The following is a 16,621-nucleotide window of genomic DNA, read 5'->3' on the forward strand; positions in this document are numbered from 1 at the left end:
TTATTTAAAAGCATAACTAAAGAACAACTTGTGTGGATTTTTGCTGATTCAGAATGCTAAAAAATAAAGTTGGTTGACTATCTTTTCGATAGGATTCTAACTATAAAAATTATCATTTAAGACAGTAAAAAAACTCAAAGTTAATTCATTACGAACATAATTTTTAGCGATTTTGCCAGATTAGATGAGCCAAGTTTAGAAGTCTCTTTAAAGGACTTCATAGCAAGATTAAACTGAAGAGTTTGATCATGGCTCAGATTGAACGCTGGCGGCAGGCTTAACACATGCAAGTCGAGCGGAAACGATGATAGCTTGCTATCAGGCGTCGAGCGGCGGACGGGTGAGTAATACTTAGGAATCTACCTAGTAGTGGGGGATAGCACGGGGAAACTCGTATTAATACCGCATACGACCTACGGGAGAAAGGGGGCAGTTTACTGCTCTCGCTATTAGATGAGCCTAAGTCGGATTAGCTAGATGGTGGGGTAAAGGCCTACCATGGCGACGATCTGTAGCTGGTCTGAGAGGATGATCAGCCACACCGGGACTGAGACACGGCCCGGACTCCTACGGGAGGCAGCAGTGGGGAATATTGGACAATGGGGGAAACCCTGATCCAGCCATGCCGCGTGTGTGAAGAAGGCCTTTTGGTTGTAAAGCACTTTAAGCAGTGAAGAAGACTCTTCGGTTAATACCCGGAGACGATGACATTAGCTGCAGAATAAGCACCGGCTAACTCTGTGCCAGCAGCCGCGGTAATACAGAGGGTGCAAGCGTTAATCGGAATTACTGGGCGTAAAGGGAGCGTAGGTGGCTCGATAAGTCAGATGTGAAATCCCCGGGCTCAACCTGGGAACTGCATCTGATACTGTTGAGCTAGAGTATGTGAGAGGAAGGTAGAATTCCAGGTGTAGCGGTGAAATGCGTAGAGATCTGGAGGAATACCGATGGCGAAGGCAGCCTTCTGGCATAATACTGACACTGAGGCTCGAAAGCGTGGGTAGCAAACAGGATTAGATACCCTGGTAGTCCACGCCGTAAACGATGTCTACTAGTCGTTGGGTCCCTTGAGGACTTAGTGACGCAGCTAACGCAATAAGTAGACCGCCTGGGGAGTACGGCCGCAAGGTTAAAACTCAAATGAATTGACGGGGGCCCGCACAAGCGGTGGAGCATGTGGTTTAATTCGATGCAACGCGAAGAACCTTACCTGGTCTTGACATATCTAGAATCCTGCAGAGATGCGGGAGTGCCTTCGGGAATTAGAATACAGGTGCTGCATGGCTGTCGTCAGCTCGTGTCGTGAGATGTTGGGTTAAGTCCCGCAACGAGCGCAACCCTTGTCCTTAGTTACCAGCGGGTTAAGCCGGGAACTCTAAGGATACTGCCAGTGACAAACTGGAGGAAGGCGGGGACGACGTCAAGTCATCATGGCCCTTACGACCAGGGCTACACACGTGCTACAATGGTAGGTACAGAGGGCAGCTACACAGCGATGTGATGCGAATCTCAAAAAGCCTATCGTAGTCCAGATTGGAGTCTGCAACTCGACTCCATGAAGTAGGAATCGCTAGTAATCGCGGATCAGAATGCCGCGGTGAATACGTTCCCGGGCCTTGTACACACCGCCCGTCACACCATGGGAGTTGATTGCACCAGAAGTGGATAGCTTAACCTTCGGGGGAGCGTTCACCACGGTGTGGTTGATGACTGGGGTGAAGTCGTAACAAGGTAGCCGTAGGGGAACCTGCGGCTGGATCACCTCCTTATAGATGGCATTCGGTCAGCAAGAATTCACAACAAGTTGTTCTTTAGTTTAAGCTAGTTTATTAGCTAGAGGTATATGCCTCGCACAGGCCTGTAGCTCAGCTGGTTAGAGCACCGTGTTGATAACGCGGGGGTCGGCAGTTCAAGTCTGCCCAGGCCTACCATTATTAGGGGCCATAGCTCAGTTGGTAGAGCGCCTGCCTTGCACGCAGGAGGTCAACGGTTCGACTCCGTTTGGCTCCACCACATAATAAACTATTCTTTAGATGCTAATAAATAAATAGGTATCAAATAGAAACAAGTGATTCGTCTTAACAAAGACAAGATTACTTCTTTCTGTTTTATACAGAATCTGTGACTCGACGAGAGCATAGAGACTATTTAAAAACATAGATATGAGTCTGGGTTAGGAACACGTGTTCACGCGTTGTTTCTAACCTTAATAACTCACTACTTAACGACATCAGTTGTTATCCCAGTGGTGAGTTATTAAAAAAGTAAAGAGAACTGAATCAAGCGTATAAAATTAGGTGATATCGTTATCATAATTAGACTTATATAGCACTTAGAAATCTAACTCCTATCTTTAGTAATAAAGGTTAGAGAAAGACTACTTGGGGTTGTATGGTCAAGTAATGAAGCGCACATGGTGGATGCCTTGGCAGTCAGAGGCGATGAAAGACGTGACAGCCTGCGATAAGCTTCGGGGAGGCGGCAATATCCTGTGATCCGGAGATTTCTGAATGGGGAAACCCACCTACCATAAGGTAGGTATCTTGTACTTGTACAAGAGGCAAACGAGGGGAAGTGAAACATCTCAGTACCCTTAGGAAAAGACATCAAATGAGATTCCCCAAGTAGCGGCGAGCGAACGGGGAGAAGCCGATTAATGCTAATGTAGAAGAACAGCGTGGGAAAGCTGACCGTAGTAGGTGATAGTCCTGTATTCGAAACATTAGCGTTAACATATTAAGTAGGGCGGGACACGAGAAATCCTGTTTGAAGATGGGGGGACCATCCTCCAAGGCTAAATACTCCTGACTGACCGATAGTGAACCAGTACCGTGAGGGAAAGGCGAAAAGAACCCCTGTGAGGGGAGTGAAATAGAACCTGAAACCGTGTGCGTACAAGCAGTGGGAGCCTTAATTTATTAGGGTGACCGCGTACCTTTTGTATAATGGGTCAGCGACTTATGTTCTGTAGCAAGGTTAACCGTTTAGGGGAGCCGTAGGGAAACCGAGTCTTAATAGGGCGTTTAGTTGCAGGGCATAGACCCGAAACCGAGTGATCTATCCATGAGCAGGTTGAAAGTGCCGTAACAGGCACCGGAGGACCGAACCCACTATCGTTGAAAAGCTAGGGGATGACTTGTGGATAGGGGTGAAAGGCTAATCAAACTCGGTGATAGCTGGTTCTCCCCGAAAGCTATTTAGGTAGCGCCTCGGACGAACACCATTGGGGGTAGAGCACTGTTTCGGCTAGGGGGTCATACCGACTTACCAAACCGATGCAAACTCCGAATACCGATGAGTGATATCCGGGAGACACACAGTGGGTGCTAACGTCCATTGTGGAGAGGGAAACAACCCAGACCGCCAGCTAAGGCCCCAAATTCCTAGTTAAGTGGGAAACGAGGTGGGAAGGCATAGACAGCTAGGAGGTTGGCTTAGAAGCAGCCATCCTTTAAAGAAAGCGTAATAGCTCACTAGTCGAGTCGGCCCGCGCGGAAGATGTAACGGGGCTCAAACTAGGAGCCGAAGCTGCGGATTTGAATTTGTTTTCAAGTGGTAGGGGAGCGTTGTGTAAGCCTGTGAAGGTGTGTCGTAAGGCATGCTGGAGGTATCACAAGAGCGAATGCTGACGTGAGTAACGATAATGCGAGTGAAAAGCTCGCACGCCGGAAGATCAAGGGTTCCAGTCCAACGTTAATCGGGGCTGGGTGAGTCGACCCCTAAGGCGAGGCCGAAAGGCGTAGTCGATGGGAAATCGGTTAATATTCCGATACTTGTTTATAATGCGATGGAGGGACGGAGTAGGTTATGTCAGCCTGGCGTTGGTTGTCCAGGTGAAAGGATGTAGGCAGACAGTTTAGGCAAATCCGGACTGTCATTATGCTGAGATCTGATAGCAAGCTGTACTTGTACAGCGAAGTGGCAAATACCATGCTTCCAGGAAAAGCTTCTAAGCAATAGTTATAAACGAATCGTACCCTAAACCGACACAGGTGATCAGGTAGAGAATACCAAGGCGCTTGAGAGAACTCTGCTGAAGGAACTAGGCAAAATGGTACCGTAACTTCGGGAGAAGGTACGCTGCCGATGGTGATAGGACTTGCTCCTTGAGCTGTTGGCAGTCGCAGATACCAGGCTGCTGCAACTGTTTATTAAAAACACAGCACTCTGCAAACACGAAAGTGGACGTATAGGGTGTGATGTCTGCCCGGTGCTGGAAGGTTAATTGATGGGGTTAGCGTAAGCGAAGCTCTTGATCGAAGCCCCAGTAAACGGCGGCCGTAACTATAACGGTCCTAAGGTAGCGAAATTCCTTGTCGGGTAAGTTCCGACCTGCACGAATGACATAATGATGGCAGCGCTGTCTCCAGCAGAGACTCAGTGAAATCGAAATCGCAGTGAAGATGCTGTGTACCCGCGGCTAGACGGAAAGACCCCGTGAACCTTTACTACAGCTTTACATTGAACTTTGACCTGACTTGTGCAGGATAGGTGGGAGGCTTTGAAGCAGACACGCTAGTGTTTGTGGAGCCAATCTTGAAATACCACCCTGGTCATGTTGGGGTTCTAACTCAGGTATAACAATACCGAGGACAATGTATGGTGGGTAGTTTGACTGGGGCGGTCTCCTCCTAAAGAGTAACGGAGGAGTACGAAGGTGCGCTCAGACCGGTCGGAAATCGGTCGTAGAGTATAAAGGCAAAAGCGCGCTTAACTGCGAGACCCACAAGTCGAGCAGGTACGAAAGTAGGTCTTAGTGATCCGGTGGTTCTGTATGGAAGGGCCATCGCTCAACGGATAAAAGGTACTCTGGGGATAACAGGCTGATACCGCCCAAGAGTTCATATCGACGGCGGTGTTTGGCACCTCGATGTCGGCTCATCTCATCCTAGGGCTGAAGCAGGTCCTAAGGGTATGGCTGTTCGCCATTTAAAGAGGTACGCGAGCTGGGTTTAGAACGTCGTGAGACAGTTCGGTCCCTATCTACCGTGGGCGTTGGAAATTTGAGAGGATCTGCTCCTAGTACGAGAGGACCAGAGTGGACGAACCTCTGGTGTTCGGGTTGTCACGCCAGTGGCATTGCCCGGTAGCTACGTTCGGATGGGATAATCGCTGAAAGCATCTAAGCGAGAAGCCCACCTCAAGATTAGATTTCCCTAAAGAGCCGTTGAAGACTACGACGTTGATAGGCAGGGTGTGGAAGCACAGCGATGTGTGTAGCTAACCTGTACTAATTGCTCGTTTGGCTTGACCATACAACACCCAAGTGGTTTGTATGAAAGCTCTAATTAATCTATCTTGTATAGCCTAGGCTATAGAATATATATAATTTCGATATCACCTTTAACCTTGATTCAGTTAGGTTACAAGTTGGTCGACCAATAGATAATATCTTGACGTCAAAACAATAATAACAGACTCATATCTAACCCCCTTTGCTGACGACAATAGCACGATGGAACCACCTGATCCCTTCCCGAACTCAGAAGTGAAACATCGTCGCGCCAATGGTAGTGTGGTTCGCCCATGTGAGAGTAGGTCATCGTCAGCTCTCTATTCTGAAATATCCCCCGACTAGTTATCTAGGCGGGGGTTTTTCTTTGCCTGACGTTTGGTTGGGGTGAGTTTATTTGCAGTTGAAAGGCTCAAATAAGTTTTTTCTGTTATGAAAATCGCTATATCTTATATTCAATATATTACTTGTTATTCATTTAAAATGATTTGACTTATATCGTTATAGCTGCTAATTTTAAAGAGTATTTCAACTTTAGTTAATTAAAAGCATTTATAGAGTCTATACGGAAATTGACCTTATAATTAACTTATTAGTAAAGACTTATACCCTATCCATGGTTATCAAAAGGAATTGATAATGAAGTTAGCTCCTCTTTTTTCAATAGGTGCCTTGGCAGCTATTAGCCTTCTAGGTTGTTCTAATCAAGCTTCTGATAGTACTGATGCTTCTGCAGCAACTTCTCAAGAAACAACCACATTGCGCTTTTCTCATTTTTGGCCAGCAACCTCATCTATTAGTACAGAGGTCTTTGAACCTTGGGCTAAGCAGATAGAAGCAGATTCTAATGGTCGTTTAAAAGTAGAGTTATATCCTTCAGCAGGTCTTGCTAAAGCAGACGTTACTTATGAATCTGCTGCTAAAGGCACAATAGATATTGGCTCACAAGCACACGGCTATACCAATGGTCGTTTTCCTTTAACTCAGATTACTGAGCTTCCTGGTTTATCAAACTCAGCGACTCAGATGGGTTGTATGCTCCAAACTCTATATGAAGATGGTACTTTAGCTGGTGAATATGAAGATACGCATATGTTGTTTATGTATGGTGCTGGACCGGGTGCGTTGCATACAACGAACAAATTAATTCGCACACCTGAAGATATGAAGGGTATGCGTATTCGCCGTCCTTCTGCCGTCGCTGGCGACATTATTGAAAGTGCGGGTGCCTCACCAGTAGGTCTACCTGCTAATGATATGTATACTTCTTTACAACGCGGCGTCGTTGATGGTTTAAGTTTTCCATGGGAAGCTGTTACCGCCTTTAAAATTGACGAAATTACCAAATACCATACCAATATTCCTTTTTATAGTTCAGCGCTTATGGTGACTATGAATAAAGATAAATATGAGAGTTTACCGGATGATTTGAAAAAGGTACTGGATAAAAATTCAGGTATGGCGCTTGCCAATAAGGTTGGTGAAGTATTTGATAAACATGATGATATGGCCATAGAAGCAGCTAGGAAAAAAGGTGATGAAATCGTTGAAATCCCTGATCCATTAAATGATCCTAACTGGAAAGGACCGCTTGAGAAAGGCACCAATAAATATCTTGCTGATGTTAAAGCGCTAGGTCTAGATGCAGATGGCGTTTATGCTAAAGCAAAAGCCGCCAGTGCAGCCTGTAAGGTCTAACCTAAAGGAGTTTCGCATGGTATTTTTAGTGAAACTGAGCATCCTCATTTCAAGGTTATGTCAATTCATTGGTGGTATCAGTCTCATTATCATTGTACTGACCACCATGCTAGATGTTATTGCCCGCTATGTATTCAAGCTCACCGGTGGTGAGTTTGGATTTACGGTCAAAGGCAGTGTTGAGATTGTCTCTTACTTTATGCTCTTTGCTTTACTTGGTGCTTTTGCTGCTTTTGTTGAACGCTCACAAATTATTGTCGATGTATTCACACAAAAGATGTCAAAAGCCGTTAAAGGTTACATGATGGGCACCTTTATGATGGGGTTCTTTATCATTGGTATCGTGTTCGCATGGGGTCTCTATGAAAGCGCTTTTGATGCAATAGAGTACGGCAAAGTCACCCAAGACCTTCGAATATCTATGATGCCCATTTACGCTATTAGTGCCTTCTTAAGCATTTTACTTGCCATTCGCTCATTGATCGAATCCATCAACATCTTTAAAACAGGCGAGTTCTTTGACGCTGAGGAGACAGGCGCATGAGTCCAGAAATTATTGGTGCCATTGGTTTGTTATGTATGATTGCGATGGTCATGCTGCGTGTTCCTGTTGCACTTGCGATGCTTGGTGTTGGTTTGGTTGGCTTTGGTGCGGTGACAGCACCGATTGGTGCGGTGCAGATGCTCAAAGACTTACCCGTTGATGTTTTAGCGAAATATGATTTTAGTGCTATTCCATTGTTCATACTTATGGGTGTCTTTGCTTCTCATTCTGGTATGGCAGGGAAGTTATTTGATGCTACTCGAACTATCTTTGGTGGCGTTAGGGGTAGTCTAGGTATTGCTGGTATTGGTTCATCCGGTATCTTTGCATCCATTTCAGGGTCATCATTGGCGACAGCGTCTACCATGACCAAAGTAGCATTGCCACAAATGGAGAAGTACGGTTATCAGCCAGGCTTTGCCTGCGGTATTTTAGCCGCTGGTGGTACTTTGGGAATCATGATTCCGCCCAGTATTGCACTGCTGGTTTATGCCATCCTAACCCAGCAGTCAGTTGGTGATATGTTTATCGCTGGCTTCTTACCGGGTATGCTCGGCATGGTGATGTACTCAATCACTGTTATGATCATGGTACGCTGGAAGCCACATTTAGCACAACGTGGGGAGCCTACTTCTTGGAAACAAAAGCTCATCTCTTTGACAGGTCTTATTCCCTTTAGCTTTATCTTTATTGTCATTATCGCGGGTATTTTCTTTGGGCTATTTACCCCAACAGAAGGCGCTGCAGTTGGGGCGTTTGTATCGTGGGCTTATGCTTTTGCCAAAGGCATGCGAATGACGGGGCTTAAGCAATCATTAATTGAGACGCTTGCCCTCTCTGCAGTGGTCTTCTTTATGTTACTTGGTGCTGAAGCGCTAGGCTATTTTATCTCAGTATCGCGCTTGTCTTATAGTTTGGCGACGTGGATTGGTTCATTGGCAGTTAGCCCAATGATAGTATTGATCTGCATTTTGATTATGTACTTTCTGTTAGGCTTGTTCATGGATGCCCTAGCGATGCTGGTGATTACGATTCCGGTGGTGTTCCCAATCATTGTCGCGTTAGGTTATGATCCGGTTTGGTTTGGTATCATTGCAGTATTGACCGTAGAGCTTGGATTAATCACGCCGCCAATGGGTATGAATATCTTTGTGATTAAGGCAATGGCACCACATATTAAGCTGTCCGATATGTTCAAGGGGGTGATGCCCTTTATTGTCTCTGACTTGATTCGCTTAGTCATTTTGGTAGCGTTCCCAGCGATATCTTTGGTGCTACTAAGTTAATTCCAACATAAAATAACACTGGAGCATTGTTGCGTACTATGTATAACGCTAGAATAATTGAGAGACATCGCTTTGAAGTAGCATCTCTACGATAAGCTTGTCTTAAAACACTCATTTTAGAATCACATGGATGCGAGAAATACTATGACTATTGCTAAGAATATCGAGATCAGTAGTACCTCTGAAAGCAGTTTTGAAGATGCTATTCAACAAGGTATTGAGCGGATTTCTAAGACCATCAACAATGTTGAAGGCGCTTGGATAAAAGAGCAAAAAGTAGGGGTTACTGATGGAAAAATTAGTAAATATCATGTCATTATGATTGTAAGCTTTGTTATTAATGATGGTACTGATATTAGCTAAGTGTTGATTGAAACCTAAAAAAGACTGCGATTACAGTCTTTTTTTTGTCATAAAAAAATATATTGAGGATTGTTGTGATTAGCAGGAGTAGCCACACGGCTTGCCTAAATATGTAGTAAAATAAAACGCTACCATTTTGAATATTTAGAATAGAAGTAAACATTTATGGCTGTCGATTTTAGTAACACGCTCATAGTCGCGATTTCTGCAACCGCTTTATTTGATTTGTCAGAGTCTGAGAATCATCTCATATCGCTTTTACAGCAGCGTCCCCACGATGCCGTTAAAGAGTTCCGCAACTATATGACTGAGCGTGAAAATGACCCGTTGACCATTGGCGCAGGTTATCCGCTGATTAAAGCACTATTGAATTTAAATCATTATTGTCATGATTGTGATAATAAGAATGACGGTGTCAATGCACCCTTGGTAGAAGTGGTCATTGTCTCAAAAAGTAGCCCTGATACAGGTATTCAAGTCCTAAATGCAATACGTGAACATGGGTTAACCATTTCGCGCTCAGCATTTATATCTGGCAGCCCTATTGCACCTTATATCAAAGATTTTAATGTGGATTTGTTTTTGACGACCAATCTTGAAGATGCGCAGCAGGTTGCAGATGCTGATATCTGTGCTTGTGCGATATTAGATGCCACGCCAGTCAATACTTATGAGTTGGATACCAAGCAGTTGCGTATTGCCTTCGATGGTGATGCAGTGTTATTTGATGATTCAGGCGAGCTGCTTTATAAGCAAAAAGGGTTGCAAGCGTTTCATGACCGTGAAGCCAAAATGCGCGATTTACCGATAGAAAAAGGTCCTTATGCAGAGTTATTAATTAAGCTATCCAAAATGCAAGAGCGTCTGCCAGCAAGCCTGCATTCTTGTCCGATGAAAATAGCCTTGGTGACGGCTCGTAATGCCCCAGCTGACTTACGAGCGATAAAAACATTGCGTAATTGGGGCGTAGATATTGATATGGCGTTTTTTCTAGGAGGACTTGAAAAGACTTCGGTACTTAAAACATTTGCGCCGCATATTTTCTTTGATGATTCAGTTAAGCATATCGATGCGGCTCGTAGCTTTGTACCAACGGCGCTAGTGCCTTATCATTCAACCTCACTATTACACGCCAGTAGTATATTAACTGCCAATAAAGATGCGTCATCGCTATCTTTTAAACCCGTAGAAACGACGATTTTATCTACCAGTCATTAACATGCGTTTAACAAGATAAAAAGGATAAAACAGTAGATGAAGTGGCAGCAATTGGCGACGCTTGTAATCGTACGCATTAAGCAAGTATTTGGTCTATATGCTTTTGTACTGATACCAATGTGGGTGATGTTTTTTCTTAATGACACTGTATTTTTTGGTCTATGGAATATTTTTGGTATCGTACCAAGAACATTGGATATTGGCAGTATGATAGGGGTATTTGCTTCATGGACGATGCATGGTAATTTCTCACATTTAGTGGGAAATTCGCTGACACTGATGCAGATTTTGTTCTTATTTGGTTTATTTGAAAATAACGCTTATCGTACTATTCTTAAGCTTATCATCGCCTCAGGTATAATGACTTGGATAATAGCTTCGCCACTGACGATTCATATCGGCGCTTCAGGGCTGTGTTTTGCGATGCTTGGGTTTATGATAGGTGGGGCAGTGTTCGCCAGGCGTTGGGGCTATTTACTGGCTTGTATTGTGATGGGTACGGGTTATTGGCTGACTATCAAACAAGGTTTGATACCGCAGCAAGGTATCTCATTTGCGGCGCATTTTGGTGGTCTATGCGCCGGATTGTTGTTGGGTGCCAATTCTAAACATGCTTATACGAAAGTGAATAATCGTTATTAGCCTTATTTTTCGGAAAATATATTTAGACAGACTGTTCAATGATTCATAAAGATAACGATAAGTCAGCTAACAGTGGCTTCAATGATTGAGTTATTTTTTATTAATACAAACATTGATATATAGCGGATCATTTTTTTCTAATGGACGCCAAGCAGTCGTTTGTTTCACATGCTCATCGATACTCATCTTACTGTCTTTTTCTTGTAATACATAGTCTGCACGAGCAGGGGCGGCACAGTCGATCACTTGCGGTACTTGCTGTACACTTCTACGTCTCTCAAACAAATACAGATTGACCAAGTAAACTTCTGGGTTATCAGCGTTAGCACGAGCGTGTCCGCTATCAGCCGCTATAAAGCGTAACGTCTGTGGTTTAACGTACGACCACGGACGAAACCACGTACCTTCTTCAACTTTTTTGACGACATGAACGCCTTCAGGAAGCTGTGCAAGCTGTTGACCAAACCAGCTATATTCTTGACTTATTTGGAAGCCAAAAATACCTATCGCACCAAATAATGGAATAAGCCATCTTGGCGCTTTCTTACCTGCAAGTTTGCTGAGGTGAGTGATAACTAGTGCTATCCCAGCTAGACCAAACCCAGCCGCTATGGTTGCGATAAACTCAAAAAGCATAAGACTTTTCCTTAACGCAATCAGCGCATTTCATATCAATTATTAAAAATAAAATCATGTGTTCAGCCTTTTTAAGCACATTTATTATGGCGCTTATGCTTAACTTTCTCATTATTTTTACTTTTAAGAGGGGTTAATAAAATTATCATGATTGGACGAATAGTATGTAAAAAATATCCCATGATCAGATTGGGATAAAAAAATCACTCACAAGCAGCTGCTGCCTGTGAGTGATATGTTATTGTAAAAAATCATACGTCATTTGCACTTCATTTGCTAGCTTGTATCGAAGCTTAGTGATCTACTGCAGCACCAGCGCCACGTGGAGAACGTACACTTTCAACCAATTCTTGAATGTGTGCTGGTGGTGGCGCAGTCGCATAAGACACTGCGAATGCTACGATAAAGTTAAGCAAGGCACCAATCACACCAAATGATAATGGTGAGATACCAAACAACCAGTACTCTTCAGTATCAGGGAAGTTTGCTGTACCTGTAACGAAGAACCAGCCTTTAAAGATGAAGATATAAACTAAGATACTAATTAGACCTGTGAGCATACCAGCGATGGCGCCAAGGTTGTTAATACGTTTAGAGAAAATACCCATCATCAATGCAGGGAACAGTGAGGCACCAGCAATACCAAAGGCCAATGCAACGACCTGTGCAGCAAATCCTGGTGGATTAATACCTAAGTAGGTAGCAACCACAAGCGCAACAGCCATCGTGATACGTGCGACTTTTAGCTCGCCTGCATCAGTGATATTTGGATTAAGGTTACGTTTAATCAAATCATGACTGATCGCTGATGAGATGGCGAGGAGTAGACCAGCTGCTGTAGATAGCGCTGCTGCCAAACCACCTGCGGCGATAAGACCAATAACCCAACCTGGTAGCTGTGCGATTTCTGGGTTAGCCAATACTAAGATATCAGCGTTGACATCAAGCTCATTACCTGCCCAACCTCTATCAACAAACACACCATCACGCTCTAAAGCATGTTCAGCTTTTGCTTTTTCAACGGTAGTCGTTGCAGCAGCAACATCGCCGCCATCAGTAGTAGCGGCAGCCAATGCTAGCTCTGCTGCACCAAGTCCACTATCACTATACAACTGGATACGACCGTCGTTATTGAGATCGTTATATTTAATAAGACCAGTTTCTTCCCATGTTCTCATCCAATCTGGACGTTGATCATATTCGATAGCAGGAGCGTCAACACCTTGTGGATAAACAGTATTAATTAGATTTAGACGCGCCATTGCACCTACTGCTGGGGCAGTGAAGTATAGGAGCGCGATAAATACCAACGTCCAACCAGCTGTCCAACGCGCATCTGCAACTTTAGGAACCGTGAAAAAGCGAATAATAACGTGAGGTAGACCCGCGGTACCAATCATCAGTGATAAAGTAAATAGCACCATATTCAGCTTGTTCGGTACGTCAGCGGTATAAGCGGTAAAGCCTAAGTCGACGACGATTTGGTCAAGCTTGGTTAGGATAGGAATGCCTGATTCAACATGGTTTGAGAACAAACCAAGACCTGGAATTGGGTTACCCGTCAACTCAAGTGAGATAAAGACGGCAGGAATCGTATAGGCAATCATAAGAACCACATACTGCGCAACCTGCGTGTAGGTAATCCCTTTCATACCACCAAGTACGGCGTAGAAGAATACAACAACAGCCGCAATAATCAGACCAGTGGTACTGTCAACTTCTAAGAAGCGTGAGAATGCCACACCAGCACCGGTCATCTGACCGATAACATAAGTGGTTGATGCAATAATCAAACAGACGACTGCGATCATAGCAGCGGTTTTAGAGTAAAAGCGGTCACCGATAAAATCAGGAACTGTGAATTTACCGAATTTACGTAGGTAAGGTGCTAAGAGCATGGCGAGTAGAACATAACCACCCGTCCAACCCATTAAATAAGTTGATGCAGCATAACCACCAGTGGCGATAATACCAGCCATCGAGATAAATGACGCTGCACTCATCCAGTCAGCGGCAGTTGCCATACCGTTAACAACAGGATGTACACCGCCGCCAGCAACATAGAACTCACTGGTCGAACCTGCACGTGCCCACCAAGCGATACCGAAGTATAAAGCGAAGGACAGACCTACAAAAATGATATTAATCGTAAATTGACTCATAGGGCTATTCCTCGTCTACACCATATTGTTTATCTAGTTTATTCATGCGCCATGCATAGAAAAAGATGAGGGCGATAAATACGATAAGAGCACCTTGTTGTGCAAACCAAAAGCTTATATCAGTACCACCTATTCTAATACCTGACAATAATGGACGTAGCAAGATGCCAAAACCATAAGAGACTAAAGCCCAAATGACGAGGCTGACTTTAATGAGACGGAGATTGGCGCGCCAATAACCTGATGAATCGTTGTGGTTCTCCATAGGACAACTCCTTTTGCCTAACATAAAAACAAGGTCACTGATCTGAGTCTGACAAGTCCCTGTGCTTTAGTGTTTATCTTATTGTGAAAACAGTGTCTTACAACCATAAAAACGGTAGATGAAAGACTAAAGCAGAGCGATCAATCAAGATAAGTAACCCAACATTATCAAAATATGAACCAACTTTTCCAGTGTAAACGATACAGACATCGAGGATAAATTACTCGATATGACTGTTATAAAAGTTAAAGGATAAGAGTCGAGGTTAGTCGCTTAAAATCTAATCATTTAACAATAGATATTGAGACTGTCGATTAAATTTATTATATGGAAATAATGATGTGTAAAGAGGGAGGGGTCGGTAATCGCTGACAATCCTCTGTCTTATTATTATCATCTTCCCGATGACATTATTTTAATAATTAGAAATACATTCATGCCGATAAGTATTGCAAGCAGCTTTTATAAACTTATTAGGAATATATACAATATTGACTTATTTAACAATAAATAAATTTTATTTACTTTATGTAACTAAATATGTGTCTTGTAGAAACCATAACTAACTTATGTTAGTAGAAGCCAATAGATATCATAACTCTGAGACAATAGTATACTAAGACCTTAGTTATATTAAGGATTTGTTATATTCGTTAGATTAATTGATAAAACCAAAAAACGGCATTTATTTTAAAAATAACGGTTATATAAATAACTATTTTTATTATGAATAAGCATGACATCAATATAATTTCAATATCATAACTATTGATTAGGTATAAAATTTTTTCATAAACTATAAATAATAATTATTATTTTATTCCTATTAGCTTATTACTAAGCAAAAGTTTATAAATAATCAATAATTAAAAAAAAGCATAAAAACAGCTAAATTGTCTATAGTCAGTTAAAATACCGCCATATGATATACGTGATTTCCTTGTCATTTTATTGCTCAAATAGGTAATGATGATCAATAAGCAAAGAGAGAACGAAACATCATAAAAAGCCATTAGTTACATCAATTTATAACATATGCTAAAAGTATAGAATGTTAGTGAAGGGGATATAGTATGAACGAAGGCGTAGCAGGTTGGTTTAATAGCATCGTAAACTATGGTGTGAGTATCATTTGGGGTAATAATGATTGGTTGATTGCCAGCAATCCATGGTATGGACTGCTGATGTTCGTCTTAATTGGTGCAGGTCTATATTTTACCGTGGCGACCCGCTTTATTCAGTTTCGTCATTTTGGTCATATGTGGCAGTTATTACGAGTATCAAATCAAGGGCGTAAAGATGGTGGTATCAGCTCATTTGAAGCACTGATGACATCACTTGCTGCGCGAGTAGGGACGGGGAATCTAGCAGGGGTGGCAATTGCCATCTATTTGGGTGGACCGGGTGCTGTATTTTGGATGTGGATGACAGCGATTGTGGGTATGTCGACCAGCTTTATCGAGTCAACCCTTGCGCAAGCATACAAAGTGCCGCATAACGATAATGTCTATCGCGGTGGACCGGCTTACTATATCGAAAAGGGTTTGGGTAAACGCTGGCTTGCCGTATTTTTCTCGCTATGTTTGCTGGTCGCTTTTGGCTTGGCGTTCAATGGTGTGCAATCCAATACCATTGCACAAGCGACTAATGAGGCGTTTGGTATTCCAACTTGGATGACCGGCTTGATATTAGTAGTGCTAGTCGCACCAGTAGTATTTGGTGGATTACGCTCTGTTGCGCGTATTGCTGGCAAAGTTGTACCAGTGATGGCGATTCTTTATATTCTGTTGGCACTCTATGTTATCTTGACCAATTTTAGCGAATTTCCAGCGGCGATTGCTTTGATTGTAAAGTCAGCATTTGGCTTTGAACAAGCAGCAGGTGGTGTGATTGGTTATGGTATTGCGCAAGCGATGATTAATGGTATTAAGCGTGGTCTATTTTCGAACGAAGCAGGTATGGGTTCAGCACCTAATGCCGCAGCGACTGCAAAAAGCCATCCTGATCATCCGGCAGTGCAAGGTTTTATGCAAATGTTGGGTGTGTTTTTGGACACATTAGTTATCTGTACAGCGACAGCTTCAATTATTATTCTCTCTGGCGTGGTTGATCCTAGTGTTGAGCAAGAAGGTATTCAATTAACACAGCTAGCATTGTCGCAATATGTAGGTGATATGGGTGTAATTTTTGTCGCGATTGCCATCTTCTTTTTCTCATTCACCTCTATCATTGCAAACTATAGCTATGGTGAATCAAATCTTGAATTTATCTCTGGCGAGAAAAATGCCAAAGTGATGATTATGATATTCCGCTTTATGGTCTTGGGCATGGTATTTATTGGCGCTGTCGCCAGCCTGCCAGCTATTTGGAACTTTGCCGATTTATCCATGGGTCTGATGGCATTGGTCAACTTAGTGGCTATTATCATCCTGTCGCCAGTAGCACTTAGAATATTACGTGACTATGAGCGTCAGATTAAAGAGGGCAAAACTGCTGATCAAATCAAGTTTAATCCTGATGATTTTGTGAAATTAAAAGATGAAGCCAATCGTGATGCGTGGACAGATTAAGCTG

At 43.1% G+C, this 16,621-nt stretch carries 10 protein-coding genes, 2 tRNA genes and 3 rRNA genes; 12 read left to right on the top strand and 3 right to left on the bottom strand.

Annotation, left to right across the window (positions count from 1 at the left end; translation table 11 throughout):
- Nucleotides 1–230: 230 nt before the first annotated feature.
- The 11 genes from H0262_RS11685 to H0262_RS11735 all read left to right on the top strand — a co-directional run bounded on the left by H0262_RS11685 (nt 231) and on the right by H0262_RS11735 (nt 10,984).
- Nucleotides 231–1,769, top strand: a 16S ribosomal RNA gene (locus tag H0262_RS11685).
- A gap of 85 nt (nt 1,770–1,854) precedes the next feature.
- Nucleotides 1,855–1,931, top strand: a tRNA-Ile gene (locus tag H0262_RS11690).
- A 6-nt stretch (nt 1,932–1,937) separates the two neighbouring features.
- Nucleotides 1,938–2,013 (top strand) — tRNA-Ala (locus H0262_RS11695).
- A gap of 380 nt (nt 2,014–2,393) precedes the next feature.
- Nucleotides 2,394–5,255, top strand: a 23S ribosomal RNA gene (locus tag H0262_RS11700).
- Between the two features lie 182 nt (nt 5,256–5,437).
- Nucleotides 5,438–5,551, top strand: a 5S ribosomal RNA gene (gene rrf, locus H0262_RS11705).
- Together the 16S, 23S and 5S rRNA genes with 2 tRNA genes alongside form the textbook arrangement of a ribosomal RNA operon.
- A gap of 321 nt (nt 5,552–5,872) precedes the next feature.
- Nucleotides 5,873–6,931, top strand: coding sequence for a TRAP transporter substrate-binding protein (locus tag H0262_RS11710; protein WP_020444375.1), 1,059 nt, complete (start codon nt 5,873–5,875; stop codon nt 6,929–6,931).
- A 16-nt stretch (nt 6,932–6,947) separates the two neighbouring features.
- Complete coding sequence (locus tag H0262_RS11715) at nt 6,948–7,475, top strand: TRAP transporter small permease (protein WP_181210866.1); 528 nt, start codon at nt 6,948–6,950, stop codon at nt 7,473–7,475.
- A complete protein-coding gene (locus H0262_RS11720; RefSeq protein ID WP_181210867.1) occupies nt 7,472–8,761 on the top strand; it encodes a TRAP transporter large permease in 1,290 nt (429 codons plus the stop codon). The genes H0262_RS11715 and H0262_RS11720 overlap by 4 nt, the downstream gene beginning before the upstream one ends.
- A 144-nt stretch (nt 8,762–8,905) precedes the next feature.
- Nucleotides 8,906–9,124: a dodecin family protein gene (locus H0262_RS11725; protein ID WP_181210868.1), complete on the top strand. Its 219-nt coding sequence runs from the start codon at nt 8,906–8,908 to the stop codon at nt 9,122–9,124.
- 165 nt (nt 9,125–9,289) lie between these two features.
- The gene (locus H0262_RS11730) at nt 9,290–10,342 is read left to right on the top strand and encodes a 5'-nucleotidase (RefSeq protein ID WP_020444372.1); all 1,053 of its coding nucleotides are present in this window, start codon (nt 9,290–9,292) and stop codon (nt 10,340–10,342) included.
- Nucleotides 10,343–10,378: 36 nt separating this feature from the next.
- Nucleotides 10,379–10,984, top strand: coding sequence for a rhomboid family intramembrane serine protease (locus H0262_RS11735; RefSeq protein WP_020444371.1), 606 nt, complete (start codon nt 10,379–10,381; stop codon nt 10,982–10,984).
- Between the two features lie 90 nt (nt 10,985–11,074).
- Here the strand turns inward: H0262_RS11735 and H0262_RS11740 are convergent, their stop codons facing one another.
- From H0262_RS11740 to H0262_RS11750, 3 genes are all read right to left on the bottom strand, one after another.
- A complete protein-coding gene (locus H0262_RS11740) occupies nt 11,075–11,620 on the bottom strand; it encodes a hypothetical protein (RefSeq protein WP_011514565.1) in 546 nt (181 codons plus the stop codon).
- 293 nt (nt 11,621–11,913) lie between these two features.
- Nucleotides 11,914–13,782 carry a sodium:solute symporter family protein gene (locus H0262_RS11745; RefSeq protein WP_011514564.1) on the bottom strand — a complete coding sequence of 623 codons (1,869 nt, stop codon included), beginning with the start codon at nt 13,780–13,782 and terminating at the stop codon, nt 11,914–11,916.
- A 4-nt stretch (nt 13,783–13,786) separates the two neighbouring features.
- Nucleotides 13,787–14,047 carry a DUF4212 domain-containing protein gene (locus H0262_RS11750; RefSeq protein ID WP_011514563.1) on the bottom strand — a complete coding sequence of 87 codons (261 nt, stop codon included), beginning with the start codon at nt 14,045–14,047 and terminating at the stop codon, nt 13,787–13,789.
- A gap of 1,073 nt (nt 14,048–15,120) precedes the next feature.
- Between H0262_RS11750 and H0262_RS11755 the strand changes: the two genes are divergently transcribed.
- Entirely contained in the window at nt 15,121–16,617 is a 1,497-nt protein-coding gene (locus H0262_RS11755; protein WP_011514562.1) for a sodium:alanine symporter family protein, read from the top strand.
- Nucleotides 16,618–16,621: the final 4 nt, after the last annotated feature.

The sequence above is a fragment of the Psychrobacter sp. D2 genome, from assembly GCF_013608135.1.
GTDB lineage: Bacteria > Pseudomonadota > Gammaproteobacteria > Pseudomonadales > Moraxellaceae > Psychrobacter > Psychrobacter cryohalolentis.

Excerpts from the sequence above, each read along its gene's own strand:
- H0262_RS11710 (WP_020444375.1), top strand. The coding sequence starts at position 5,873 with ATGAAGTTAGCTCCTCTTTTTTCAATAGGTGCCTTGGCAGCTATTAGC.
- H0262_RS11715 (WP_181210866.1), top strand. The coding sequence starts at position 6,948 with ATGGTATTTTTAGTGAAACTGAGCATCCTCATTTCAAGGTTATGTCAA.
- H0262_RS11720 (WP_181210867.1), top strand. The coding sequence starts at position 7,472 with ATGAGTCCAGAAATTATTGGTGCCATTGGTTTGTTATGTATGATTGCG.
- H0262_RS11725 (WP_181210868.1), top strand. The coding sequence starts at position 8,906 with ATGACTATTGCTAAGAATATCGAGATCAGTAGTACCTCTGAAAGCAGT.
- H0262_RS11730 (WP_020444372.1), top strand. The coding sequence starts at position 9,290 with ATGGCTGTCGATTTTAGTAACACGCTCATAGTCGCGATTTCTGCAACC.
- H0262_RS11735 (WP_020444371.1), top strand. The coding sequence starts at position 10,379 with ATGAAGTGGCAGCAATTGGCGACGCTTGTAATCGTACGCATTAAGCAA.
- H0262_RS11740 (WP_011514565.1), bottom strand. The coding sequence starts at position 11,620 with ATGCTTTTTGAGTTTATCGCAACCATAGCGGCTGGGTTTGGTCTAGCT.
- H0262_RS11745 (WP_011514564.1), bottom strand. The coding sequence starts at position 13,782 with ATGAGTCAATTTACGATTAATATCATTTTTGTAGGTCTGTCCTTCGCT.
- H0262_RS11750 (WP_011514563.1), bottom strand. The coding sequence starts at position 14,047 with ATGGAGAACCACAACGATTCATCAGGTTATTGGCGCGCCAATCTCCGT.
- H0262_RS11755 (WP_011514562.1), top strand. The coding sequence starts at position 15,121 with ATGAACGAAGGCGTAGCAGGTTGGTTTAATAGCATCGTAAACTATGGT.